Here is a 25,321-nt window from a genome sequence, read left to right on the forward strand (position 1 = left end):
ATAATCTCTTTATCCCTTCCATACCAAAAGGATGGACTACCCTTGACGAACACACATGAAAGGAGTAGTTAATTAGGATTATTTATAGGGAGAATTTATTTATGAAAAAGTTAATATTCGTTCTGATTATGATCCTTACGATCCCTGCCCTCTTCGCCCAAACCGTTGACAGCATTAAACCCGGCAAAGAGGAAGGCTCAGTGGACCGAAAGTGGCTCAAGAAAACCATCAAAAACGGTATACCCGAAAACATAGTCTTCATCGATGTCCGCTCGGATATGGAGCATGAGGACGACCCCGCCCCTAACGCCAAAAACGTACCCGTAAACCTATTCATAGAGGACAACGGCTGTGAGCTATTCCTTGAGCAGATACCAGGGGATAAATACGTAATATTCGTATGCCCTTACGGCCCCAGAGCGGAGGAAAGCTACTTCAACCTTAAAGACCCTGTTGAGGACGGAGGATGCGGCTACACCGGAAACAACATCTTCTGGAATGACGGCAAGGTCAAATTTAAGGAAAGCGGTATCGTTATCAAATAGTTCTACTCCTCGTAGATCATCTTGACGGTCATACCGCCGTCTATGACAAAGTTCTGCCCCGTTATGAAGCCGGCTCTGTCCGAAAGAAGGTAGGAGACCATCTCTGCGATATCCTCCGGCCTGCCAACTCTGCCGGCGGGGTGCTGTTTGTGATCCCTGGCAGTGGGGGTATATCCTCCTCCGGCGGATGATTTCTGCAAGCCTGATGCGTTTATCCAGCCGGGGCTTATGGCGTTGACACGAACCTTCGGTCCAAGGCTTACGGCGAGGGAATGGGTCAAAGCCAAAAGACCCCCCTTGGAAGCGGCATACGCCTCACTATTCTTTTCGGACTGCAATGCCCTTGTGGATGAGATATTTACGATGGAGCCGTTATGTTTTTTGATGTGCGGTGCGGCGTATTTCGCCATAAGGAATGCACCGGTGAGGTTTGTTCCGATAACCCGGTTCCAGTCATCCAGACTCAGTTTCTTCACAGGTCCGCTGTCCGGTTCCGCAATACCGGCATTGTTCACAAGCCCGTTGAGCCTGCCGAAATGCTCCAATGCCGTCTGAACGCACCTTTCAACGGAGCCCTCATCGGAGACATCGGTGACAAGGGTTAAAACACTCTCGCTATCCTTGAAATACTCCATCGCCTCCTTGCAGGCCTCGGGGTCTTTATCCGCAATAAGAACATACCACCCCTCTTTATAAAGCTTTTCTGCTACAGAAAAGCCGATACCCTGGGCTCCCCCTGTGACAATGACCGTTTTCTCCATTTTTTCCTCCCTTTTTAAAACAGTATCCCTTCATTATGCAGTTTAACCTTGAATTCATAACGTTCAAGTAGTAAATATATGTTTTCTTTTTTTAACAAATTCATTTTTTTCAGGGGCAAATTATGGAAGGAATCAACAGTTTAGTAAGCTATCTGGGCGGTGTGGTCTGGGGACCCTACATGCTCGTACTTCTACTGGGTACCGGTGTCTGGCTGACACTCTCCCTCGGTTTTATTCAGATTCGCTGTCTTCCCAGAGCTCTCAAGCTCATCATGAAAAGGGATTCAAGCGGCAAGGGCGAGATCCCTCCCCTTCAGGCTCTCACAACGGCAATGTCCGCAACGGTGGGAACCGGAAACATCGTCGGTGTTGCAACAGCACTCGCCGCAGGAGGGCCCGGTGCTATCTTCTGGATGTGGGTAACGGCCTTCTTCGGCATGGCAACCAAGTACGCCGAGGCGGTGCTTGCCGTAACCTACCGCAAGGAGCTTGAGGACGGAAGCACCATCGGCGGACCTATGTACTACATAAGCGAAGGGCTCAAACTCAAGTGGCTCGGAGCGGCATTTGCAATCTTCGGTATGTTCGCTTCCTTCGGTATCGGAAGCATGGTGCAGTGCAACGCCGTTGCAAACTCCATGAATACCGCCTTCAACATCCCCCCTATCGTAACGGGTGTTATCGTAACTGCGCTGACCGCACTTGTTATCATCGGCGGGATCACACGTATCGGAAGGGTAACGGAGAAGCTTGTTCCCTTTATGGCGGTACTTTACTTCATCCTTGTGATGATAATCGTGATTATGAATGTAGATAAGCTCGGCGGTGTAATCGCCCTCATCATCGAATCTGCCTTCAACCCCGTTGCGGCCACAGGCGGATTCGCAGGCTCCGTCGTGCGTGATGCCATGAGATACGGCGTTGCAAGAGGAGTATTCTCCAACGAGTCTGGACTTGGAAGCGCACCCATAGCCCATGCGGCGGCGAAGACGGACAATGCAGTGCGTCAGGGTCTCATAGCCATGACAGGAACCTTCTTCGACACAATAATACTCTGCACGCTTACAGCATTCGCAATCCTGCTGACAGGTGTATGGAGCAGCGGAGCCACCGGTTCCGAGCTAACAGGCATGGCCTTCGTACAGAGCTTCGGCGGCATAGGGGATATCCTGCTTGCGGTAACGCTTGCCATCTTCGCATACTCAACAATCATCGGCTGGTCATACTACGGCGAGCAGTGCTCCAAGTTCCTGTTCGGTATCAAGTTCTCTTACTTTTACAAGGCTATCTACTGCTTCAGCGTATTCTACGGTGCGCTATGGAAAACGGATTTCGTATGGAACGTTTCCGACATGTTCAACGGTATGATGGCCGTACCGAACCTCATCGGCCTTCTCGGGCTCTCTTTTGTGCTTATGAAGGTAACCAAGGAAAAGATGAAAGACGTGTAATAATCTTTGGGGCACGGTCCTTAGGGCTGTGCCCCCTTTTCTGCGCATTCAGGTTCCGGTGCACCCTGTAAAACGGCCAGCACTCTCAGCCCTTCACACCCGCTTTTGTCACCGGCACTCAGCAGTCCCTCAAATGCACTCCCAGCCTCGCTGTATCTCCCTGTGTATATGAGATTCCATGGTTCCTTATCCACTTCGCCGTGAACACCGCCACCCGAAACCACTCTTTCTGCAAATTCCGCCCTGTGCTCCCTGCCGCATTGCTTTGCAAAAGCGGCGTAATTACGCCATGCTGTTGAGTTATCCGGTTCCGCATCCAGCTTTTGCTCATAAAGCCCCAGCCCGTCTTCGCAGTTCCCAGTGGCGAGCATAACCCGCCGAAGGGCGTCATCATCACCGGCGAGGCGGTAATAACGCTCCGCCTTTTCGTAGACCCCCGCCCTTTCCGCACTCATCCCAGCAGGGATATAGAGCCGCCCATCCCCCGATAGCTCCATGGCCTGCTCAATCAAAGTCAGAGCCTCATGAAACCTGCCGTCGTCATAGGCCGCCTTACCGAGGAAGTAGCACTCCTCTGCAGTCTCACATGCAAAGGAGACAACAGCATAAAGGATTGTCAAAAAAGCGATTACCGTTCTCATTTCAGTTCAAACCTCACGGGGATACGAACCGCCGATGCTTTCGGCGATTCTGTGAAACGCCATTCCCCCACAGCCTCCAACGCAGCATCCTCAAAGACCCCTTCCGGCTCAGCCTCGATAACCTCCATGGAAAGAACCTCCCCTTTGGCCGACACCTCTGCACTGATGAGCACATAACCTTCGATACCACGCTTTCTGGCTATAAAGGGGTACTCCGGCTGGGGAGTATAGACGGGTTCAGGCTTACTCAAACCAGTATCTCCAGCCTCCGGCTTTTCGGTTGATCCAGATCCTTCGATGGTCTGAGCATTATCCGCCCTGCTCTTATCCTCACCAGCGAACTCGCTTTCAAACTCTAATGATGGAAGGTTTTCTGACGGTTCGGGCTCCCTTACCTTACCGTTGCTTGTTTCACGTACCGGTTTAGATGAAGGCTCCGGAAGCCCGGGCAGTGGACTCCGCTCTGCATCAACGCCAGTAGAGGGGGGTGCCGTTTCGGGTGGATTAACGTTTCTTATACGCACAGGCTCATCGCTGGGGAGCTGTACAGGTGTTTCATCCTCAAAGTTCAGTATGCCTAAGGAATAGAAGAGGAGGAGATTAAGAACAACGGCTATGACCAGTGCGGTAAAGCGCATACTCACTCCTCCGTGGGCTGTGCGGAAAGACCTATATCCTTTGCTCCGGCGGATTTGAGTATATCCAGCAGACGGACAAGCTCCTCCGTACGGCTGTTTCTGTGTGCGGCTACAACAACCGACGCTCCGGGGTTATCCAGCAGAAATTCTTCCACAGCCAAACCAGCACTGCGCAGGGTTTTCCCCTCTCCATCCACACTTATCCGCCCCTCCTCTCCAAGGGAGACTGTTATCCGTTCACCACGGACATCAACGGTATTCGTTGCGGAGGGTCTCTCAACATCCAGAACCTTCTCGCTCACAAAACCCGCTGTGACAATGAAAAATACAAGGAGTATGAAAACCATATCCACAAGGGGGGTTATATCCATACCCGCTTCGTTTTCGGTGCGTCTTCTATACCTTCGCAAGGCTTAACCCCCTGCGTTCGGCTCTTCTGTCCAGGATTCTGGCGGCAAGGTATGCGGGAATAGCAGTGACTAACCCCGCCTGGGTAGTTATCAGTGCGGTGGAGATCCCCTCGGATAGATAGGCGGGCTCTACACTGCCAGTTCCGGCGATTATGCCGAAAACCTGTACAAGACCGCTGATGGTTCCGAGAAGCCCCAGTAGAGGGGTGACTGCTGAGGCAGTTCTGAGAGAGGAAATCCTCCGTTTTATCAATGGTATGTCAGGGCTTTTCCCGTATATTCCAAAAAGTGAGCAGATGCCGTTTGTCCACCCCCAGACAGAGACCCCGAAGATACAGAGAAGGATTATATCATCAACCATCCCCATCCTCCGAGACAACGGCAAGAACACGCTCCATCTCCGCCTCCTCGGCGGAAACCTTCCTTCTGAGCAGGTGGTGGACTATCAGAACGGGAACCGCCACGGCGAGCCCTGCCTGGGTGGTTAGAAGTGCTTCGGATATTCCTCCTGAAAGTGCGGAGATGTCCCCTGCACCATAGTTTTCGAGGGAGCCGAAGGTTTTGATAATGCCTGTAACCGTGCCCAGAAGCCCCAGCAGAGGCGTTACCCCGCCTATTACAGCCATGGTGGGGAGCAAGCGGAGAAGGTTCTCCGAGATGCGTATGAACTCACCCTCCGCCGAGCCTCTGCCAGCTTCACTGTAAGCGGCCAGAACTTTGCCGGCAGGAGTGTTTATCCCCACACGCCCTTCGTTGCGTTCCGCTCTGGTTGTTCGGGCTGTGAGGAGATAAAGCTGTATAAACTTGAAAACCGCCGTGAGCACAGCGATTGCGCCGAGGGCGAGTATTATGTATACGATTACCCCGCCGGAAGAGATGGAGAGTCCTCCGCTGCTTAAAACCGCCCCCCCTGTCACATCAACGGGGAGGGATGAACTCTCACCACCAAGGAATGCCTGCAAACTCCCCTCGTAACCCTCATGGAGACGCAGGGCGTTTATCCCTTCATCGTAGTAAAGAAGTCCGTAAACATCCGGTCCTGCGGCGTAAAGCCCTGCTGAGCCTGCCCGGAGGATATCACCCGTACGGCTGTCACCATTTTGGTCATAGAAACTCCCCCGGTAAACTTCAGCCTTTGTGGCTTTTTCTGCAGTCCTTGCGTAATAGGCGAGCAGTGCGGAGAGCTTGGCCGCTGTGTATGGCGGTTCAGGGTCGGGGAAGGATACGCCAAGCAGTCTAGCTCTCTTATTAAAAGACTCTCCCTGCATAAAGGCTTCTGCAAACGCATCCTCTACACCGGTGGACTCATCCCTTTCCGGAAGGGCTCTTACCCTTTCCACAAGAACTTTGTTTTCAGCCCTCAGATCCTTAACCTCGCGTCTGAGCTTCTCAGCCTCAGCACGCATAGCCCCAAGGTTTGCCTCGCTTCCTGCGTTGTATTCCCGCAGGTTTTCAAGCCTCTGCTCAGCGGAATCAAGGATCCTGTCCCCAGTTCTCTCCCAATCCGAAGCGTGGGCGAACACCGCAATAAGAATGACTATAAGAGCTGTGGCTATATACCTCATTCCGCACCCCTGTTCACGGGGAGCGTTACAATATCCGGCGCAATTCTTTTGCGGAGTACCATAACCGCATCGGCCACTTTGCGGCAGACATCAAGCCTCCCCACACCGATAAGCCAGCAGGCGGTGGAGTCCTCTTTTATGAAATATGTGCTGTAGGAACCAAGGCGCAGATAGGTTCCGGCAAAACTGGAGCTCCCGTCATTGAAGACCCCTGTGCGGAGCTCAACTGCTGATTCGCATTCTGCGGCGGAGAGGTAAAGTTCAGCCACCAGACGGAGCTTGTCACCCATGGCCAGATCAGTATCACCCATCGATTCGATGGCATTATCGATTAATTGCTTTGACTCCTCCATACAGAAGGGGCTCAGTGATTTCTCAATGGAGAGAGCAGCCGTTCTCAGAACTTTCAAAACACTTTCATCGTCCATCTGTACATCGGATGCAGCCCTAGATTTAAGCTGTGATTTAAGGTAGGCGTTCTCGGTTTTAAGCCTGCTCTGCTCCTGCCTCAGCCTCAGTATCTCTTCAGTCAGCTGTTTCCCTTCGTCCGTGAGCTCAGCACTCCTCTCCCTCTCTGCCTCAATAAGCCTGCCTGTCTCCTCCGCCCTCTCCAGATAATCCGAGGGTGCGGAATATGCGGCGGGTGCTGTCATGAAAAGGATTAATACAAGGGCACAGAAAAAGCGGGTAAACATCCAGACCTCCGGGTGATCCTCAATGGATACGATAAAGAATAATTCATAGACTTTCGGCAATTGTCAAGGAGAAGGGTTAGAATCGCAGATTCGATTTAACAAAAAGCTGACAAAAAGCACGGATCTTTCTAATTATTTCTAACTATATTGCTCTTTGCACCCGAAAAGGGGACCCAGTAAGGTTGTGTCCAAAACGGATAAAGTATCTTTAGTGAGAGGGGAATGGAAGCACTAGGAACCGGAACAAAAGTGGCAAAAAAACGCTCCATAACTCTTGTTCTGTTTATCATCTTTGCTCAGGCTGCCATATTCATCGGCATAGGCTACGGCTTTGTCAAAAGCTACATGCTCGACAACCTGAATGAAAAAAACAGACAGGTAAGAAACGTCTACACAAGCTTCCTCCAGCACCACATCAAGATGCACTTTATAGAAGAAGCAACTGAAATTGCTGGAAACAAAGCCGTTTCCGCCGCACTCCACCAAAAAGACATTAAAGCTCTCAGAAGCTCTGCTCTCAGACAATTCAGTACTATCATCACCAAAGACAATTTCGTTGAGGACGCCAGCTTCTACGACAGCAATGGGCACCTTGTAACACGCCTGCTGGGCGAGGAGCATTTCGGAGAACTAAACCACCCCTCCCTTGAGATGCCCCGTATAGCACTCTCCAAAGGAGAACCCGTATTCGGTATCGAATCGGGCAAGGACGGAGTGTTCCACCGGACAGTGGTTCCCATTTACCATGAAGGGAGAATAGTGGGTGCCTTTGAGGTTGTGCGAAGTATCGGTTTCGTTTCCTCAAAGATTAAGGAAATAATCAATCTGGATAACGCCCTCTTTCTCAGAATAGACAAGGTTGTTAACCCCGGTGAGAGCCGTATTGTGGTAGGTAATTACTACCTTAATGACTACACCATCGACTATTTCAGTGAGTTAAGCGCCGCCGAAAACATCAACACCCTTTCAACAATAATTCCCATAAACGAAAACTACCACGCCGTTACACCGAGCATGGAGATAAAAAACTTCAAAGGTGAAACCATCGGCAGGATTGTAATAGCCCACAGGTTCCACTCGGAGGTTATGCGTTTCAGGAACTTCATAATCATTTCATTTGTGGTAATAGCTGCAGTGGCACTCCTCGCCTGGTTCATCCTCAACCGGAACTTCAGCGCAATGCTGCGTTCCATCGATCATGGGAGGAAGCTTCTATACAAAAAGCACTACACCCATCACCTGACAAACCTCCCCAACCGTAACGCCCTACTCAAAGACACAACGGGGAGCACAGAGCACTCCCTGATCCTGTACAACATAGACAGCTTCAAAATTATCAATGATATATACGGTATCGAAGCTGGGGATTACATCATTAAGGCTTTCTCTGAGCATCTGAGGGAGAAAACAGCTGAACTGGTGGAAAAATCGGCAACAGGCATCGGCTACACTGTATATCATCTGGACAGGGATGAGTTTGTGGTTCTTTTCAACCGTGAAACAGGCTTCGAGAACCTTCTGGTGCAGGACACCATATACTTCTTCGAAAACCACGTTTTCAACTTCAACGGTGTTGAGATCAACATATCCGTCTCCGCAGGGATATCCCAGATCGGTCCCGGTCTCCTCCAGAGTGCCGGAAAAGCCCTTAAAAAGGCGAGGGATGCCAGGCTTGATTTTATGGTCTATACAACCTCCATGGAGGACAGCAGAGAGCACCTCCGAAACATGGAGCTATATAGCAAGGTGCGGGACGCCGTAGACGAGGGGAGGTTCGTCCCCTATTTCCAGCCTATATACGACAACAACAGAGGAATGATAACAAAATACGAATGTCTCATCAGAATGATAAGCAGAGACGGTTCGGTTATAAGCCCCGGCGCCTTCCTCCCATTTATAAAGAAGACCAAGCTTTACCCCAAGCTAACCAGAATCATGGTAGACAGCTGCATTGAGAAGTTCCGCCACAAGGATGTTGAATTCTCAATCAATTTCGGTGTAGAGGATATACTCAACGAAGAACTGGTTGACTACATCGAAAACAAGCTTATGAGCGAAAGGATCAATGCCACTATGGTTTTCGAGCTTCTGGAAAGTGAAAAGGTCGACACATACAGTACGGTGCAGACCTTCATACGCAGGATGAAAGCTCTCGGGTGCAAGATTGCAGTGGACGACTTCGGCACGGGATACTCAAACTTTGAACACCTGCTCAGGCTGGATCTCGACTATCTGAAGATAGACGGCAGCCTTGTAAGAAGCGTATGCACCGATGAGGTGTCGTACAAGCTCGTTAAGACCATTGCAAACTTCGCCTCGGATATTAACGTTAAAACCGTTGCGGAGTTTGTCTCCGAAGAAAGTATATTCAGAACTATAAGAGAGCTGGGCATAAATTATTCTCAAGGTTACTATATATCTGCCCCAAGGGTTGATGCGGAGGAAGCCTCAGACTACTCCCCGTCCAGAGAAGCCATAGCCTGAACCCCATCCTTACGCTCATTTCCTATTGATTAATAGCCGATAGGTAGTATTTATATATAACTACCGCTGTGGAGGTACGATGAGCCTGGGTGTTATTGAAAAACTATCTCAACATATTGAAGAATTCCTTGAAAACTGGGTAAAGTACATGGCCGCCATGGGGTATTTGGAATACACCACTGCAAAGCGTGAGGACTGCATCCTGAGCTTTCGTGGCGTCATCGAACCTATCCGTTCTGCCCTTGAGAACAGTGATGAGGCATCGTTCTCCCGCATAATGCAGGATATGCGCAATACCACAGACTTCTCCCTAGATGTTGCCAGAAGGCATCGGGACCGGGGCCTTACTGCGGAGATGTATCTAGGATGCTTCAAAACCATGATCCACTCCATTGAGGATATTGTCCTGAACCTTGACGTCGAGGCGGAGGACAAGCTTCGGGCGGTAACACAGCTGAGGAAGTTCTTCGATGCCTACGAAACGGTTTTCATGGGCGACTGGACGAAGGACTCGTCAGACGGCGAAACATCGGCATCCATAATATCCGCCAACAGAAACCTTACCCTGGAGAAATGTAAATACGAGAACATCTTCGACTCAACAAGCGACTTTGTACTAGTGACCGACGGCGAGGGAAAGATAAGCGAGCTGAACCGTGGCGCAGTGGAGTTCTTCGGCGATGTAACCGGCGCCTGCTGTTGTGAAACACTCGGCCTCCCCGAGGATAATATGCAGAGTGCATCGGAAAGCTATCTGAATAAGTCCACAGAAATATCCCTTAAGGATAAACACTTTAACCTGACGTTATCGGATCTTTCCAGCGTGGCACTCGCCTCCTGCGGATACATGTTTATCCTCAGCGATGTAACATGGCTGGCGGACAGCCGCAAACAACTGGAACAGATGGTGGAGAAACGCACCCGGGACGTTGCAAGATCCGTAAAGCACCTGAACGCCCTCTTCCAGTCCGCCGGTGATGGTATACTACTGGTAAACTCCGAACTCATGGTATATAAGGCAAACTATAAGGCTTGCGAGATTTTCGACATAGATTCCGGCGGGTTCGTCGGCAAAAGGATAAACTCGCTCCTCCACCCTGAAACCACAGGGCGGATGGATCATTTCACATGGAATCTTGGAGACGGCGAAAGCTGGAGCGGGGATGTTCAGGCATACAGAAACGGCTCATTCTTCCCCGCAAGTATCACTGTGAACAGAATAGATCTGGACAATAATACCTTTTTCCACTTCATCATAAGGGATATATCCGCAAGGAAATCCATGGAGGAAAACCTCATAAGGGAGAAAAAGCAGGCGGAGGAGATGAACATCACCCTCAGAAATGTCCTTAAATCCATCGAAAGGGATAAAACCTGCGTATCTGAAGAGATAGGCCATAAGATACAAGGTGAGGTTCTACCCTCCATACAGAAGCTGTCCAAAGAGAATGACCCGGAGATCAGGGAGATGTATGAAAATATCCTCACAGAACAGCTCAATAACCTCACAAAGGGGAGCACGAGCAAAGCTTCCGATGCCATAACAAGGCTGAGCAAGACTGAAAACCGTATCTGCCGCCTCATTCAAGGGGGATACACCACAAAAGAGATCTGCGAAAACCTGAACATATCCTTTGAAACAGCACAAACACATAGAAAAAACATAAGAAGAAAGCTCGGGATCAAGGGTAAGGATGTGAACCTATACTCATACCTAAACCTCAATGATGACGACGGTTCCGAGCCGTTTAAGGATTTATAGATAATGACTAACACAACAGATATACCCACCCATTCAAGGGGCAAACTCCTTTATAAAAGCGGCGTTAACTTCGTTGAGCATGCACTTAACCCGTACAGCGGATGCTCACACGCCTGCAGATACCCATGCTACAGCTTCTCCATGAAAAAACGATTCGGAATGATAAAAACACTGAACGAGTGGAAGGAACCGAGCCTCGCCGAAAATGCCCTTGAGAAGCTTGAATCGGAGCTTAACGGAATGCGCAGGCTCCCCGAAAACGTCTTTATGAGCCTCTCCACAGACCCCTTCATGTACACAACACCATGGACCAACGATATAAGCCTCAGTATGATAAAGATACTGAACGAACGGGATATTCCGGTGACAGTGCTGACGAAGGGTATCCTTCCAGAAGAGCTCAGGGGTGGACATCCGAAGAATGAGTACGGCATAAGCCTCTCAAGCCTTGATGAGAGCTTCCGCAGAAAGTTCGAACCCGGCGCATCCCCTTACATGGAAAGACTGGAGGCACTAAAGCTACTGAACAGCGAAGGTTTCAGGAGCTGGATATGCATCGAACCGCTTCCGCCGGAATTCATAAGCCCCACACCATTCATAAGCCTGCTGGACGCATGCTCCTTTGCGGACTACCTCCTTCTCGGCAAATGGAATTATTCAGCCTCTACCTCCGCAAGGGACTACCCTGACTACTACAGGAAATGCGAAAACTTATTCGTTAAATGGTGCACTAAAAATGGTATCGAGGCGCTCACAAAGGAATCCCCCAACAGCGTGGTCCGCCGGAACTAATTTATCATAGTTCCCCGCTTCTCAAGCAAAGGTATCACACTGCGCCATAGAAGAAAGACAATAACCGGCGCCGTAAAAGCGAGAATTCCATATGCTGTTATATGCGAATCCCAGGCCCTGGTTACTCCCCACATGGCAAACCCGCCAATAAAAAACTGTAGAAACACCATAAATGAGGACGCTGTACCGATATCTCTCTCCACTTGTTCGAGCACAAGGCTCTGGCTAACAGGGCGGGAAAAGCCCGCAGAAAACGCAAAGAGCCCCATTGATATGGCGAATATCCACGGTGACACGCCCCCTGCAACCAGGATAACGAAACCAGCAAAGGCGCACAAAGCTATGCTTATGCTTATAACGTTCTTTGCAGACACACGCCCGCTGAGCTTTGCGCTCACAAGTGAGCCCTGCATTGCCGAAAAGGCTGTGAAACCGAAGGCGAGACTGAATATGTACTCGGGAAGGCCGAACTCCTGTATATAGACCACGGGCGAAACCGCTATAAAACCGTAGAAAGGGCTAAGCATAAAGCCCATAACTACCGCTGTAAGCATATATTCTCTATTCTTAAACAGTCCTAGATACTTCCCAGCCACCGTAAAGAATCCCCCCTTTGTCAGTTCCTCTGCGGTCTCTTCGTACTTCAGGCTCATAATAAAGCTCATGCAGGCGAGTACTGCCTGCGTTATGAAGATATGCCGCCAGTTGCCAAACTTAAGAACAAGTGTTCCTGTCATAGGAGCAACCATGGGAACAACGGCAAGGATAACACCCAGATACGCAAGGGCGGTTTTTCTTTTCTCGCCGCTGTATCTATCTCTGGCAATGGCCATAACCATGGATGATGGTGCGGCGGAGCTCGCCCCCTGAAGCACGCGAAGTGCGATAAGCTGCCATACATTGGCAGTTATGGAAAGCAGGAATGTTGACAGGGCAAACATCGCCAGTCCGCCAAGGAGTACGGGTCTTCGCCCTATGCGGTCCGAAAGGGGTCCGTAGATGAGCATGCAGACGCTGAATGCGGGGAAGAACAGCACGAGGGAGAGGTTCACCGTGCTCACGGGAACGCTCCAGTATTCTGCTATTCTGGGTACGGATGCGAGATACATGTCCGTTGCCAGCGGCGGGGTGGCCGCTGTTAGCGAAAGAAATACGAGATAAGCCTTTTCGCTCGGAAATCCTTTTTTCAAAATCACCTAATCACCACCGAATAATTCAGTAATTCACAATAACGCCCCTCTTATGACGGGGGCTTGAACAGCAGGATAGGTACAACAGTATTGTTTTGTAAAGATAAAATATTTGAATTAAGGGAGAAAAACCAAGACAGAACGCAATTCAACTGTCGATATTACATTAACTGCAAAAAGGATACGGCCGAAAGAAAAAACTCAGTCAGCCGTCGGTGATTTTACACTCAAAGAAAGGAACCCAGACAGCCTTTCCATTGGAGAGCTTACCCTGAACCCATCCCTCTTCCTCTTTGATGAATGCGAGAACATCACCCTTGGAAAGAACTGCATCAGTGGGGGAGCCCACGTTAGGCTCGGTGTATGATATTGTCTGCTCTGTTACAACAACCTTCTTCCCGGAAGGGGAAGCGGAATTACCGGCTGAGTTGCTATCTTCTTGTTGCTTTTTCTTTTTAAACATTCCAAACATGTGCCACCTCAAATAAATATTATCAGGACAATCATAATAATTCAATCTGTGTGTAAAAAAATGGTCATATTTTTACAAAAGCCGGTATTTATTATTAGTAGACAATGACAATTAATAACAATTAATGAGATGAAAATGTATACTCTAAAACCAGCAAGTACTTAGCATACTGAGATATAACACCCTCCCCCGGCTTTCAGGTCATAGACTAGTGCGTCCATGTTATTGAGCCTCAGGAAGTGTGAAATACAGGAGCAATCCGAAGAACCCAGACCTTTAAGGACAACCTCTCCAAAAGACAGAGCCTTGCCAGCCCATAGATGCTCCTGCTCCCTCGCCGATGCACACCAGATAACCCCAAGCATACTCATATACCTGCGGAGATAGTCGATATGCCACCTGCACTTCTTGTTCACCCTGCTGTGACGTCCTATCCTGCTACGCATGCCGCCGGGCCCGAAGGCGCTTCCGATATACACATAATCACCGGGATGGATCTCCGCTTTACCGAACCTGCCGACAGTTATTGAACACTCCCTGCCGGCATTCAGAAAAAGTGCATAAATCCCGCTCGAAGCAGGGATATCAGTCAACCAGGTAGTACTCAAGGGTATTAACCACCCTGACCTTCTTGATATAAGGTGTTCCAGAATCCCGCGGGGATATGCTGAACTGCCCCTGTCTGGCATTGCGTATCTTTCCAAGCCTGCTGCCCGAGTCCTCGGCAAACTTCTTCGCCGCCTCCCTCGCCTTCAAAGTGGCCTGCTCTATCATGCCGGGCTTGATGTCGTTAAGCCTTGTAAAGAGAAATTCAGTACGGGAACGGTAGTCTGCTGTATCAAGTGCTACCCCTTTACGAACAAGCTCGGAAGTGTCTGAAATGGCTTTAACAACGGAATCCACCTGTGTTGAATAGACTGTTACTGTGACCGAGCCGAGATAACGAAGGGCGTTATTGTTTGATGAACCATATCTTTCGGCTTTTCTATCCACAATCTCAGGGGCAGACACACCGTACTCTTTATCGGAGAATCCCTTGGATTGAAGGAACTCCTTCACCGCCTGCGTCTTTTTCTCAAGGCTTATATAGAGCCTGTTCAAATCGTCAGCACCATCCCGGAATGTGAGCGGCCATATGGCCCTGTCCGCCTTAACCTCACGCTCCGCAAGACCCTTAACTGTCACAAAACGCTTGGACTGGTTTATGGTTTCAGCACTTTTGTAGATGCTCTTTCCGGCGAGGAAAAGACCCATACAGATAAAAAGACCTAAAACGAATGCTTCAATTACTCTCGATTTTCCCATGGCCGCACCTCCTCTATCAGGATCCAATGCTTCCATAAAAAAGATGGCGGGGCAAGGTATATATCACTTACTGAGAACAGCAACACACATAAAACTGGAACTGCGGTTGAAATCGCTACCCTGAAAATCGCCATAGAAATCAATTCTGTTGAAACCAGCGATGAGCGCACCTTGGCGAAGCTCTTCGGCGGTCAAAGGATAGAGAAACGTATTGGAATCGAGCACATCATCACCGAGGCATATACGCCCTTTGAACTTTATGTATCTCCCTGTTCTCTCATAGCTTCTAAGGAAAGTGAGTTGGTCGGTTTCAATGGGGGGAAGCTCTGTTACCCCTTCCTCCAATATTCTTGCATAGTTTAGTATCTGGACGACACATTTACCGTTCGGCTTTAATGACTGGCAGAATCCAGTCAGCGCGAGGGCAGCCTCCCCGGCGGAATGGGTGTGTACAAGGGTATTGCCTATACAGGTAATGAGATTAAAGCGTCCCCTGAAAGTCTTGGGAAGGTCCCTCATATCCCCTTTAACAACGTTTTCGTTGCCTGCAGCAAGGCTCTCCTCCGGCTCAATACCGACAGCATCGTAACCATAGGATTTAAAAGCATTCACATAGCTACCGGTTGCTGACCCGATATCAAGTACAGAGCCTCCATCCGGACAATGCTTTCTGAGGAAGGAAAAAGTAGTATCGCTAAAAGGAAAGATGCTGTCATAATACTTCGATAGCATTTCATAGAATTCACTCATATTTCCCACCTTTGAACGAAAATAAAACAAACTTAACTGTACATGTCAGAATAAATTCATCAACAACTTAGGCTCAGACATTTTATATTCGTGTATAGTTTTATTACAGGCTATGCAAATGTTCAAGCGTAAAGATGTTTATATTTATTATTGAGGTTAATATCATAATAAAGTACCAATCATAAATAAGGAGCTTTCATGAAGACTGATTTTTTTCTGCTTTTTTTTGCTGTTATCGCCGGTGGAGCACTCCCCATACAGGCCGGACTTAACTCAAAACTGACAACATACCTCGGCCACCCGATTCAAGCTTCATTCATATCATTTATGGGCGGCGTGGTGTTCATGGTGATTCTGATGATTATCATGAGACCCGAGTTCCCTGGCATAGAACGATTAACAGAAACTCCACCATACCTTTTCCTCGGCGGATTCATGGGCGGTATTTTCGTTACAACTATCATTATACTCGTTCCCAAAATCGGCGTAACACCCGTTCTCGCTGGTACACTCACAGGACAATTCCTTGTCTCACTAATAATTGACCACTACGGTATACTCGGCGTGCCCGTTCAGCACATCTCACTCAGCCGTATCGCCGGAATAACACTCATGTTTGCAGGCCTCTTCTTCGTCCAAAAAGGATGATGAATTACATAGATAAAATTTAGACTTAAGGGGTGCTTTTTTGGAACAAACCACCCCTTAACAACCCCTCAAAAACTCCTTTATCTATTTGAATAATTTCCCGTCCATGGAAGTTATTCCGCCGTTCGAAGAAAGAAGCTTCCTTCTCACTTACGCAAGCGAGCTTTCATCCATGAAAGCTTATACTAATCACACATTTGAGGATGATACACAACTGGCTTCCATGAATGGAAGCCCTGAAGGCGAAACTAAATTGAATTGTATTCAATTTATGTAGTCGGAAGTGCGAGAGGGCAAGGTTTCCTTGCCCGAACAACAATGGAATTTCCATGGATGGTAAATTCCATACATAATATTGGATGATGAATTTCCCAGATTACATAGATGGACAATTCCATAGATTATACTAAGACTAAGGGGAAATTTTTAGGGAAAACTTTCCCCTTAAGATCCCCTTAAAAACCCATTTAGTTAGTATTGGCTATTTTTTCACTTGTGACATTGATTCTGCAAACTCTTCATAAGTGATATCTTTAGTGTTCCTAGCATAACAAGTGTCATTTGAGATAACGTCAATATATTTTGAGAAATAGTTCTTATTAATATAGGTTTTTAGAGTAGACTCTTTCCAATCAGTCACAGCTAATATTTCAGCAAATGAAAAACTATCTCCACTGATTTCTTTACTAACGAGGAAACTATACAATTTTTCAATACTTTCTGTTTTTCTTCCCATCTACCACCTCAATGGCATAGTAAATCAAGCCACCATATTATTCATTACGTATATTTATTATACATCAAGCACCCTGTGTATCAATATTATAATTCCAAATAGTTATTTTTTCATTCAGTCATGCATTTAGCAAAAGCAGTCCTCAGTTACTGCAATATGGATCTAGAACGCCTATTACCCCTCAAGCTAACCTACACGGACTGATACGGATCACTTTTTTTGTAGCCATAACCATCAGTTGCTACACCACTTTATCCAGAATTATCACAACACATGTACCACAGGTCGTAATTCCGAGCGCTGTCACTTGTCCGGAACAAGCAAAGCAACGTACCCCATGCAGACCTATTTAGCCACTAACCTTAACTTACATATTTGAAGTGTTACGCCCACAACCCTTTCTTTGCTTACCCGAATGTTTTACAGCCGAATGAGCTCTTTTGGAACCGCCCGGAAGTTTTGGCCGCACGTGACAGATGAGGTAATCCTAAATATTGAATACTTTCATGTATGAGATGCGGTTACACTCCTCAGCATCAGCAAAACTTCAGGTGGAAAATGAGTGAAATGAGGGAACCGCCATCTTTTACGAATTTATGATAATAAATGAGTAACAATGGGGGATGTAAAACCCTGAGGGAAAGTTTTGCATACTTTTGCGCCAAAAGTATGGCGTGCTTTAGCACGAAACACATAAATTAGTGCCTTATTTCGGATGTGATTATGTAAAGAATAAGACTAAGGGGAAATTTTTAGGGAAAGCTTTCCCCTTAGGATCCCCTTAAAAACCCATTTGAAAGATAATTATAGTGGTTAATATATAACATGATCCCATCCATGAAAGCTTATGCTAGTCACACGCTTGAGGATGAAACCAATAAAGCCAACATGGATGTTGGCTCTGTAGGCGAAAGGAAGAACAGCTTTGCTGGCCTGACGAAGCCGGAAGTACGAGAGAGCGGGGTTCCCCCGCCCGAACAACGATGGAATTTCCATGGATGGTAAATTCCATAAATTAAATTAGCCAGAGAAATTCTCAGGATGATGAATTTCCCAGATAAGATTAGTCTGGCTTCCATGGATGGAAGCCCTGAAGACGGAATTAAATTGAATTGTATTCAATTTATGTAGCCGGAAGTGCGAGAGGGCAAGGTCTCCTTGCCCGAACAACAATGGAATTTCCATGGATGGTAAATTCCATAGATTAAATAGATTAAATCAGACCGGTGGAATCCCCCGCCCGGGGGTCAGACGGGCGGGGGAAATGGGTCATAAACACTAAGGGGTTACTTTGTTGCCGCTGCTACCCACTCGGGAAGCACATTTATCTCTACACCGAATACCGGTATAACAAGCAGATATGTCACTGCCACTGCAATAATAACTCCAATCACATTAAGCCCGATACCGCTTCTAACCATCTGCGGAATTGTTACATACCCTGAACCGAATACGATTGCGTTGGGGGGTGTTGCAACGGGGAGCATGAATGCGCAGGAAGCCGCTATAGCCGCAGGAACAACGAGAAGAAGAGGGTTCTGCCCAAGGCCTATGGCAACTGCGGAGAGGATTGGCATAACCATCGCCGATGTTGCTGTGTTTGACGTAAGCTCCGTAAGGAAGATAATGAGCAATGCAGTAACAAGGACAAGCACAAAGATTGGCGCATTCTCAAGGAGGCCTACCTGTGAGCCGATCCAGTTAGCAAGCTTTGTTGCTTTGAAACCAGCCGCCATGGAAAGACCGCCACCGAAGAGTATAAGAACGCCCCAGGGCATCTTGGAAGCCCAGTGCCAGTTCATAACAAACTCGCTCTTCTTCATATTGATCGGTATCACGAAGAGGATGAGTGCACCTGTCATGGCTATGGCCGCATCCGTAACAAGACCGGGATCGGGAAACATAAAGCCTATCTTCTTACGGAAGATCCAGCCGAGTGCTGTTATAACGAAAACTATAAGTGTATAGCGCTCTCCTTTGCTCATGGTGCCCATCTTCTTGAGCTCATCGTTGATAAGTTCTTTACCGCCGGGAACCTTTTTGAGCTTCATGGGGTTTGCTACCCTTGTGAGCCAGAGCCAGCAAAGGGGGAGGAATACAACAACGAGGGGCACACCGACCATAAGCCAGTTTGCAAATGTTATCTCATAGCCATAGGTTTTCTGAAGGTATCCCGCAAGCACTGTGTTGGGGGGCGTACCGATGAGGGTTGCAACACCGCCGATGGACGCCGCATAGGCGATACCAAGCATAAGGTTAAGACCAAATGCAAACTGCTCGGGGGAGAAATCGATATGTGAATCGAGCCCCTCTTTCTTACCTTCATCCACAACGTGGTGAACGATAGCAAGACCGATGGGCATCATCATAACCGTGGTTGCGGTGTTTGAAACGAAGGCGGAAAGTGAGGCCGCTGCAACCATGAAGCCGAAGATAAGCCTGCTGGGCGAGAACCCTACAGCCTTAACGATATTCATGGCGATCCTTCTGTGGAGGTCCCATCTCTGCATTGAGAGTGCGATGATGAAGCCGCCCATGAAGAGGAATATCAGGTGGCTGGCATAGGGTGCTGCCGCCTTTTTCGTATGCATAATCCCGAGAAGGGGGAAGAGGGTAAGGGGGAGAAGGCTTGTTGCAGGGATCGGAATCGATTCACACATCCACCAAGTGGCCATAAGCAGTGCAACAGCCGCCATCCTCTGAGCCGCAGGCTCCATTCCGGGGGGTGTGGGGGCCACAAGCATGAGAAGAAAAAGGATAGGTCCAAGGAAAAGGCCTATCTTCTGACGCTTGCTGTACTCCTCCGGTCCGCCGTCATTAACCCCTCCGGGTGAGGTTTTCACATTCCTGTGTTCCGAGGGAGCATCCTCCATCTCGTCCGCAAGATCCACATCGTCCTCTCTGGAGAACTGCATATTGTTGCCGAGGGCCTTCTTTACCATAGCCTTGGGCTTGAAAAGTACGAGTGCCTTTGTTTCGTGATGCATGTCCCAAAGGCGGTTCCATAATGCTGCAATCATAACAACACTCCTTATACATAGATATTATTGAGAAAAACTAACTATTAAGACTGTTTTCTATTCTAATGCAATGGTTGTGCCAGAGGTGGAATGCCTCCAAATGGGACAATAGAGGGTGTTTTCTGTATACTGCACACAGCAAGGGATAGGCATGTTTTTAGATTATGCCCCAGAGGAACTTTGTTATATTTTGATCACACAAAAAAGAGGGTTGGATAGGCGGGATTCCGCCCCCTGCTAATAGTCAATACTCAAAACATTGAGCATCAATCACCGCCAGACGGGGCCTTTGCAAGCTGGCGAATATTCGCCTCATCATTGCATGTAGTGGTGAATTTTAGTTAATATAAAATATCAGACGGGTTTTATTGGGAGGAGAGACCGAATTTCTCGATCTTATATCTGAGTGTTCCCCGGGCTACATTGAGAAGACGGGATGTCTGGGCAACGTTTCCATCTGTCATATCAAGGGCTTTTGCGATTATATCCCTCTCAGCTCCAGAGACAACCTCTTCAAGATTTATCCCCTCGGGGGGGATATTAAAAGAGAATGTTGTTTCGGACTGCTCTGTAAGTATCTCTCTGGGAAGCATATTTTCTTCTATCACCGTTGAACTGTACATTATGCATATCCTTTCCACCAGATTCTTCAACTCACGCACATTGCCGGGCCAATCGTAGTTCATAAAATGGCTAAGTGCTTCCTTGGATACATCTTTTATTTCCTTGTTGAACTCGGAGCTGTAGCGTTTTATAAAAAACTCGAGCAGATGGGGAATATCCCCCCTCCTTTCACGCAAAGGTGGGAGATGGATGGGAAACACGTTCAACCTATAGTACAGATCCTCTCGGAAGTCTTTATCTTCAATGGCTTTTCTCAGGTCTTTATTCGTTGCGGCAACTATCCGCACATCGATATCGATATTCTTCGTTCCACCGAGACGGCGTATCTTTCTGCTTTCAAGAACCCGCAGGAGCTTCACCTGCAGGTTTACATCCATTTCCCCTATCTCATCAAGGAACACAGTCCCCCCGTTTGCCTCTTCCATAAGGCCAGCTTTACGTGTTTTGGCATCGGTGAAGGCCCCTTTCTCGTGTCCGAAAAGTTCGGAATCCAGAAGTGTATCGGGGAGTGAACCGCAGTTTATTTCCACGAAAGGCTTAGAGCTTCTGGGTGAAAGATTGTGCACAGCTCTTGCGGCCAGTTCCTTGCCGGTACCGCTCTCACCTGTGAGCAGAACCGTTGCATTCTCGTGCTTTGCAACCTCTTCGATCTGTCGGAATACTTCGGCCAGTTGGGGGCTTGAGCCAACAATCTCATTGAATCCGTGGTGCTCCCCCACTCTCTTGAGGTTTCGCACCTCACGCTTAAGATGCTGTGTCTCCAGAGCCAGCCGAACGATAAGATGGATCGCATCCGCCTTAAACGGCTTTTTAATATAGTCGTATGCACCCAGTTTCAGAGCTTCAACGGCGGATTCCACTGTGCCGTATCCTGTTATTATGATGACGAGGAGATCCGGGTCTATGTCACGGAGAGAGCGAAGCACATCCAGCCCGCTTTCATCGGCAAGGTTTAGGTCGAGGAGAACAAGATCTATCTCCTCCTCCACAACTATATCCACAGCCTCACGCCCGTTCTCAGCCGAAATGGGGTGATAGCCGTCGTTTCTCAATACATTTTCAAGGTTTTCTCTGATGAAGGCTTCATCATCTACGATCAGTATACGTTCCATGGGTTCGGATCATAGTGCATGGGGTAGAATAACACAACATCAAAGTGGTGGATTTTCGCCACCTTCCTTCAATGGGAAGCTGATAGTGAACTCACTACCCTCTCCGGCCTTGCTTTTGACATCGATCCTGCCGCCGTGCTCAAGGATTATGTTATGGGTGATGGCAAGTCCCAGTCCGGTCCCCTCCCCTTTACTGGTATAGAAGGGTTCGAAAATGAAAGGTATTCTGTCCGCCGGTATGCCGCAACCTGTATCGGAGATGGATATGCTCAGGTTATAGCCGTTATCCCTCACTTTAACGACCAGTCGCCCACCCTGGGGCATCGCCTCCATGGCGTTGGTAAAAAGGTTCAGAAATGCCTGCTTAAGGCGGACGCAATCCATCATAAACTTCGGTGAAGCCTCGGGGAGATCGGTATAAAGCTCGATTCCGGATTTCTCACACTGCTTGCTCACGAAGAAAAGGGTGTCATTCAGAAAGCAGTCTATCCCGTTCAGGCGCATCTCAGAGGAGGAGGCGGTGGTGAAGTTCAGCAGTTCGTTCACCAGCCCCTCCAGTCGTTCGATCTCCTGAAGTGAACGTTGGATAAGCTTTTGGTCGTCCGGGTTCTTTATTAGCCTGTCGTGCAGACTGTCCAGCATAATGCTGACCCCTGTGAGCGGGTTGCGTATCTCATGGGCGAGCCCGGCGGAGAGTCTGCCCATGGAGGAGAGCCTCTCCATACGCTCCATCTGCCGGCGCATGCTCACCCTTTCGGTGAGATCCTCCACAGTGATAATCCGCTCCTCCCTGCTCTTCATGGGGAGAAATGCCACACGGTAGGTCGCAGGAACTCCCCCTTTCTCGAAGTCCACATACCTGCTCCATCTTGCTGAGGCACTTACAGTTAGCCCTTCGGCAACGGCAAGCCCCAGTTCGGGATAGTTTTCTGAAACAAGCTCGATGCAGTCCCCCTCTCCTATGCCGAAATACTCCCTTGCGGGTGCATTAATGTAGGTGATCCTGTTATCAGAGGAAAGAGCAGCGACACCTGTTTCAATATTCTCGAATACGGTGGTTTTAAAGTTACGCTCAACGATTATTTCCTCACGGGACAGCCTAAGCTCTGCCAGCGACTCATGGAGTCTGGCGTTCCTCTGCTCGAGCTCCTTTGCCATATCGTTGAATGATTCGGCCAGCAATCCTACCTCATCACCGCTCTGCACATCAACAAAGGTATCCAAATCCCCTTCGGCCATGCGTCTGGTGCCCGCTGTGAGCCTCTGCAGGGGATTGGTGATGCTGAAGGAAATACGATAGGCAGCTACAAGAACGATACCAGCGGTTATAAGCATAATAATAAAGGAGCTTTTGAAGAAATTCTTCACCTCATCCCCGATAACATCGGATATCATCTGGGCGGGCTGGTGGAAGTAGCGAACCTCTGCACCGATGGTTATCCCGCCGAAGTAGCCGGAATCTTCATACACACCTGTCTCATACTTTATCGGCGCATAGGCCATTATCTTCTTAGAGCCGCCCACATTGGTGACATCAACTATACCGGAGTACCCGTCCAAAACAGCATCTGCCACAACGGGATAGTTTTTGTGGATAAACTCAGCGTGGAAAAGGTTGTAGGGGATTATCCCCTTAGAGACGTATTCGGGGGGTGTGTCTTCGCTGTATGGAGGAACAAGCCTGCCCGAGGCGTCATAGCCACGGATATCCCAAGGCTTGGGGTGGGTTATAATCCAACCCTCATCATCGAACATGAAGGCGTAGTTTCCGCTTTCGTAGCTGGGCTCTGCAACATAGTTTTCACTGGCGGGGGTTATATGCTGGGTAAACTCCATGAGGTGGCGATGATCGACGGACAAAACGGCGACCCCCTTTATCTTATCCTCACCATCAAGCACAGCCTTGGCAAAGCGGATCACGCCTCTATATGCATGCCCCCGCTCAACCTGTTCACGGCTGACGTAAAGACCGGCAAGCCTGCTGGTATATACATCTCCACCAAGCTCAACGGCTCTGTTGAAGTAATCCTCATTTCTGTATGTGGTATTATTCGGATCCGAAACGTTTCTAAGCACAGGGGCAGGCCGGCTCCCCACAAGGCGTATCGCCTCCTCGCCGTCCGGTTTTATGAAGGCGGTTTCGCTGTAGAGGGGTATCCTCTCCTTAAACTCACGCCCGTTCTTAACATACCAGATGCTTCCGCTGTGCTTCTCGGCAAAGGAAATGTATTTGGACTGTTCCGGCTCGAGGAGGGCAAGGGTTTCAAGATCATCTTCCACTTTTTTAAGAAACTGGGAGACCTCCGATGCCACAAGCTCGGCACGGAGCCGCAAAGCCTCCGCCGCCTGTTTATCAAAGGCACGGGAGGCATCCTCCCTGAGCTGATCCTCCACCTGCTGAAGATTGTGATAGGCATAAACCGCCAGTATCATCAGAGGGAAAAGCGCCAGCAGAAGGAATGAAAAAAGGACCTTTTTATGTAGGTTCAGTTTCTGCATTCAGGGAATATAATACCTTATAACTAAAATGTGTAGCCTAAGTGATGGTGAGGTACAGACATTTCAGGTACGCACCTTCTCTAAAACCTATCGGGTGGTCTTTGGAGTGAAACGTTCTGTCTATCTCGCTGAAGGTCCGCCCCGTCTTCTTAACCGCCTTGAAGGCTGTTTCGAAGAAGGTTTCCTCATCCACACGTGATGAACAGGAGGCGCAGACGAGTATACCTCCGGGCTTAACCGAGTGGGCGCCTAGCTGTATAAGTCTGTCGTATGCCTTGATCGCCCCTTCCACATCATCCTTTTTCTGGGCAAAGGACGGAGGATCGAGCACGACCATGCCGTAGCGCTGTTTGTCCGATGCGAGATAATCGAAGGCATCGGCGCAGACGGTTTCATGGTTTTTGGCGGGGATATCGGGGTTCAGCTTGAAGTTCCTTTTGGCTGCTTCGAGGGCTGGTTCGCTGATATCTAGACTTATGGCACGCTTCGCCCCGCCTCTTATGGCATAGAGGGAGAAGCCGCCGTTATATGCAAAAACGTTCAGAACATCCTTTCCCTGGGCGAGTTTCTCCACGTATTTGCGGTTCTCACGCTGGTCTAGGAAGAACCCTGTCTTCTGACCCTTAACGGGGTCCGCCTCGAAGGTTATACCGTTTTCGAGGAAGAGAACGGGCCCGTCAAGGGGTTCGCCGTAAACACTTCCGTCCGGAATATCCGTATGCTCCGCCACGTTCCTGCTCATCCGCAGAACGATACGTTCGGGTGTGAGCGTTTCGGTTATTATCTCAATTATAGCGTCGAGATGGGGGAGCCATCCGGCGGTGTCGAGCTTGAGTGTGAAGGTATCGCCGAAGCGGTCGAGGACTATACCGGGCAGGGCGTCATTCTCCCCGTGGACAAGGCGGTAGCCGTTTGTGAGCCTATCCCCCATCAGGGTTTCACGACGGCTGAATGCCCCCTCGAAACGGTCCTTGAACCATTCCATATCAAGGTTTCTGGGCTTACCTCTATGGAGCACACGCACACGTATGGGGGAATGGGGGTCGTATAGGCCGAGCCCCACGAACTTACGGTTCTTATCGTGCATTACGGCGAGGCATCCCGCTTCGCCATCCTTGTTCTGTTTGGTAACTGCGTTGTCAAAAACCCACGGATGCCCCGCACGGACATTCCGCACAGCCGCAGGTGTTAACTGCATTGAGATATTTTCGTTAAACATAT

Annotated in this window: 23 protein-coding genes; 6 read left to right on the forward strand and 17 right to left on the reverse strand. The window is 48.8% G+C overall.

Annotated elements, in window-relative coordinates; translation table 11 throughout:
* Positions 1–101 precede the first annotated feature (101 nt).
* Positions 102–545: a rhodanese-like domain-containing protein gene (locus K300_RS0106740; protein WP_022850905.1), complete on the forward strand. Its 444-nt coding sequence runs from the start codon at positions 102–104 to the stop codon at positions 543–545.
* 2 nt (positions 546–547) lie between these two features.
* Here K300_RS0106740 and K300_RS0106745 read toward each other — a convergent pair whose 3' ends face one another.
* Positions 548–1,306 carry a glucose 1-dehydrogenase gene (locus K300_RS0106745; RefSeq protein WP_022850906.1) on the reverse strand — a complete coding sequence of 253 codons (759 nt, stop codon included), beginning with the start codon at positions 1,304–1,306 and terminating at the stop codon, positions 548–550.
* Between the two features lie 122 nt (positions 1,307–1,428).
* Here K300_RS0106745 and K300_RS0106750 point away from each other — a divergent pair, with 122 nt between their 5' ends.
* Positions 1,429–2,757 carry an alanine/glycine:cation symporter family protein gene (locus tag K300_RS0106750; protein WP_022850907.1) on the forward strand — a complete coding sequence of 443 codons (1,329 nt, stop codon included), beginning with the start codon at positions 1,429–1,431 and terminating at the stop codon, positions 2,755–2,757.
* 20 nt (positions 2,758–2,777) lie between these two features.
* Here the strand turns inward: K300_RS0106750 and K300_RS0106755 are convergent, their stop codons facing one another.
* Genes K300_RS0106755 through K300_RS0106780 form a run of 6 tightly spaced genes read right to left on the reverse strand, consistent with a single transcriptional unit; the run spans position 2,778 to position 6,706 of the window.
* The gene (locus K300_RS0106755; protein ID WP_022850908.1) at positions 2,778–3,398 is read right to left on the reverse strand and encodes a tetratricopeptide repeat protein; all 621 of its coding nucleotides are present in this window, start codon (positions 3,396–3,398) and stop codon (positions 2,778–2,780) included.
* Positions 3,395–4,036 carry an energy transducer TonB gene (locus K300_RS0106760; RefSeq protein WP_022850909.1) on the reverse strand — a complete coding sequence of 214 codons (642 nt, stop codon included), beginning with the start codon at positions 4,034–4,036 and terminating at the stop codon, positions 3,395–3,397. The genes K300_RS0106755 and K300_RS0106760 overlap by 4 nt, the downstream gene beginning before the upstream one ends.
* Before the next feature lie 2 nt (positions 4,037–4,038).
* The gene (locus K300_RS14860; protein ID WP_022850910.1) at positions 4,039–4,446 is read right to left on the reverse strand and encodes an ExbD/TolR family protein; all 408 of its coding nucleotides are present in this window, start codon (positions 4,444–4,446) and stop codon (positions 4,039–4,041) included.
* Positions 4,433–4,807 (reverse strand): MotA/TolQ/ExbB proton channel family protein, encoded by a 375-nt coding sequence (locus K300_RS16095; protein ID WP_022850911.1) that lies wholly within the window; start codon positions 4,805–4,807, stop codon positions 4,433–4,435. The genes K300_RS14860 and K300_RS16095 overlap by 14 nt, the downstream gene beginning before the upstream one ends.
* Positions 4,800–6,011 (reverse strand): MotA/TolQ/ExbB proton channel family protein, encoded by a 1,212-nt coding sequence (locus K300_RS16100; protein WP_022850912.1) that lies wholly within the window; start codon positions 6,009–6,011, stop codon positions 4,800–4,802. Before K300_RS16100 ends, K300_RS16095 begins: the two co-directional genes overlap by 8 nt.
* Positions 6,008–6,706: a DUF3450 family protein gene (locus K300_RS0106780; protein ID WP_022850913.1), complete on the reverse strand. Its 699-nt coding sequence runs from the start codon at positions 6,704–6,706 to the stop codon at positions 6,008–6,010. Before K300_RS0106780 ends, K300_RS16100 begins: the two co-directional genes overlap by 4 nt.
* Positions 6,707–6,928: 222 nt before the next feature.
* Here K300_RS0106780 and K300_RS0106785 point away from each other — a divergent pair, with 222 nt between their 5' ends.
* From K300_RS0106785 to K300_RS0106795, 3 genes are all read left to right on the forward strand, one after another.
* Positions 6,929–9,190, forward strand: coding sequence for an EAL domain-containing protein (locus K300_RS0106785; RefSeq protein WP_022850914.1), 2,262 nt, complete (start codon positions 6,929–6,931; stop codon positions 9,188–9,190).
* Between the two features lie 79 nt (positions 9,191–9,269).
* Positions 9,270–10,952, forward strand: a complete 1,683-nt coding sequence (locus K300_RS16105) for a PAS domain S-box protein (RefSeq protein WP_022850915.1) — start codon at positions 9,270–9,272, stop codon at positions 10,950–10,952.
* Positions 10,953–10,955: 3 nt separating this feature from the next.
* Complete coding sequence (locus K300_RS0106795; protein ID WP_022850916.1) at positions 10,956–11,744, forward strand: radical SAM protein; 789 nt, start codon at positions 10,956–10,958, stop codon at positions 11,742–11,744.
* Here the strand turns inward: K300_RS0106795 and K300_RS0106800 are convergent.
* The 5 genes from K300_RS0106800 to K300_RS0106820 all read right to left on the reverse strand — a co-directional run bounded on the left by K300_RS0106800 (position 11,741) and on the right by K300_RS0106820 (position 15,461).
* Positions 11,741–12,934 (reverse strand): multidrug effflux MFS transporter, encoded by a 1,194-nt coding sequence (locus K300_RS0106800; protein ID WP_026836343.1) that lies wholly within the window; start codon positions 12,932–12,934, stop codon positions 11,741–11,743. The two genes, K300_RS0106795 and K300_RS0106800, sit on opposite strands and share 4 nt — an antisense overlap.
* A 205-nt stretch (positions 12,935–13,139) precedes the next feature.
* Positions 13,140–13,397 (reverse strand): SH3 domain-containing protein, encoded by a 258-nt coding sequence (locus tag K300_RS0106805; RefSeq protein WP_155827575.1) that lies wholly within the window; start codon positions 13,395–13,397, stop codon positions 13,140–13,142.
* 170 nt (positions 13,398–13,567) lie between these two features.
* A complete protein-coding gene (locus K300_RS14880; RefSeq protein WP_022850919.1) occupies positions 13,568–13,999 on the reverse strand; it encodes a GIY-YIG nuclease family protein in 432 nt (143 codons plus the stop codon).
* Positions 13,992–14,711: an SIMPL domain-containing protein gene (locus K300_RS0106815; protein WP_022850920.1), complete on the reverse strand. Its 720-nt coding sequence runs from the start codon at positions 14,709–14,711 to the stop codon at positions 13,992–13,994. Before K300_RS0106815 ends, K300_RS14880 begins: the two co-directional genes overlap by 8 nt.
* Positions 14,712–14,774: 63 nt before the next feature.
* Positions 14,775–15,461 carry a class I SAM-dependent methyltransferase gene (locus K300_RS0106820; RefSeq protein WP_022850921.1) on the reverse strand — a complete coding sequence of 229 codons (687 nt, stop codon included), beginning with the start codon at positions 15,459–15,461 and terminating at the stop codon, positions 14,775–14,777.
* Positions 15,462–15,659: 198 nt separating this feature from the next.
* Here K300_RS0106820 and K300_RS0106825 point away from each other — a divergent pair, with 198 nt between their 5' ends.
* Positions 15,660–16,109 (forward strand): DMT family transporter, encoded by a 450-nt coding sequence (locus tag K300_RS0106825; protein WP_022850922.1) that lies wholly within the window; start codon positions 15,660–15,662, stop codon positions 16,107–16,109.
* A gap of 481 nt (positions 16,110–16,590) precedes the next feature.
* Here K300_RS0106825 and K300_RS0106830 read toward each other — a convergent pair whose 3' ends face one another.
* The 5 genes from K300_RS0106830 to K300_RS0106850 form a co-directional block, all read right to left on the reverse strand.
* Positions 16,591–16,845 (reverse strand): hypothetical protein, encoded by a 255-nt coding sequence (locus tag K300_RS0106830; protein WP_022850923.1) that lies wholly within the window; start codon positions 16,843–16,845, stop codon positions 16,591–16,593.
* 1,286 nt (positions 16,846–18,131) lie between these two features.
* Entirely contained in the window at positions 18,132–19,865 is a 1,734-nt protein-coding gene (locus K300_RS0106835) for an SLC13 family permease (RefSeq protein WP_022850924.1), read from the reverse strand.
* Between the two features lie 365 nt (positions 19,866–20,230).
* Positions 20,231–21,601, reverse strand: coding sequence for a sigma-54-dependent transcriptional regulator (locus K300_RS0106840; RefSeq protein WP_022850925.1), 1,371 nt, complete (start codon positions 21,599–21,601; stop codon positions 20,231–20,233).
* A gap of 39 nt (positions 21,602–21,640) precedes the next feature.
* Complete coding sequence (locus K300_RS0106845; protein WP_162139864.1) at positions 21,641–24,034, reverse strand: PAS domain-containing sensor histidine kinase; 2,394 nt, start codon at positions 24,032–24,034, stop codon at positions 21,641–21,643.
* 103 nt (positions 24,035–24,137) lie between these two features.
* Positions 24,138–25,319, reverse strand: a complete 1,182-nt coding sequence (locus K300_RS0106850; RefSeq protein WP_022850927.1) for a class I SAM-dependent rRNA methyltransferase — start codon at positions 25,317–25,319, stop codon at positions 24,138–24,140.
* Between the last annotated feature and the right edge of the window lie 2 nt (positions 25,320–25,321).

Origin of the sequence: Limisalsivibrio acetivorans, from assembly GCF_000421105.1 — a bacterium.
Taxonomy (GTDB): Bacteria; Chrysiogenota; Deferribacteres; order Deferribacterales; family Geovibrionaceae; genus Limisalsivibrio; species Limisalsivibrio acetivorans.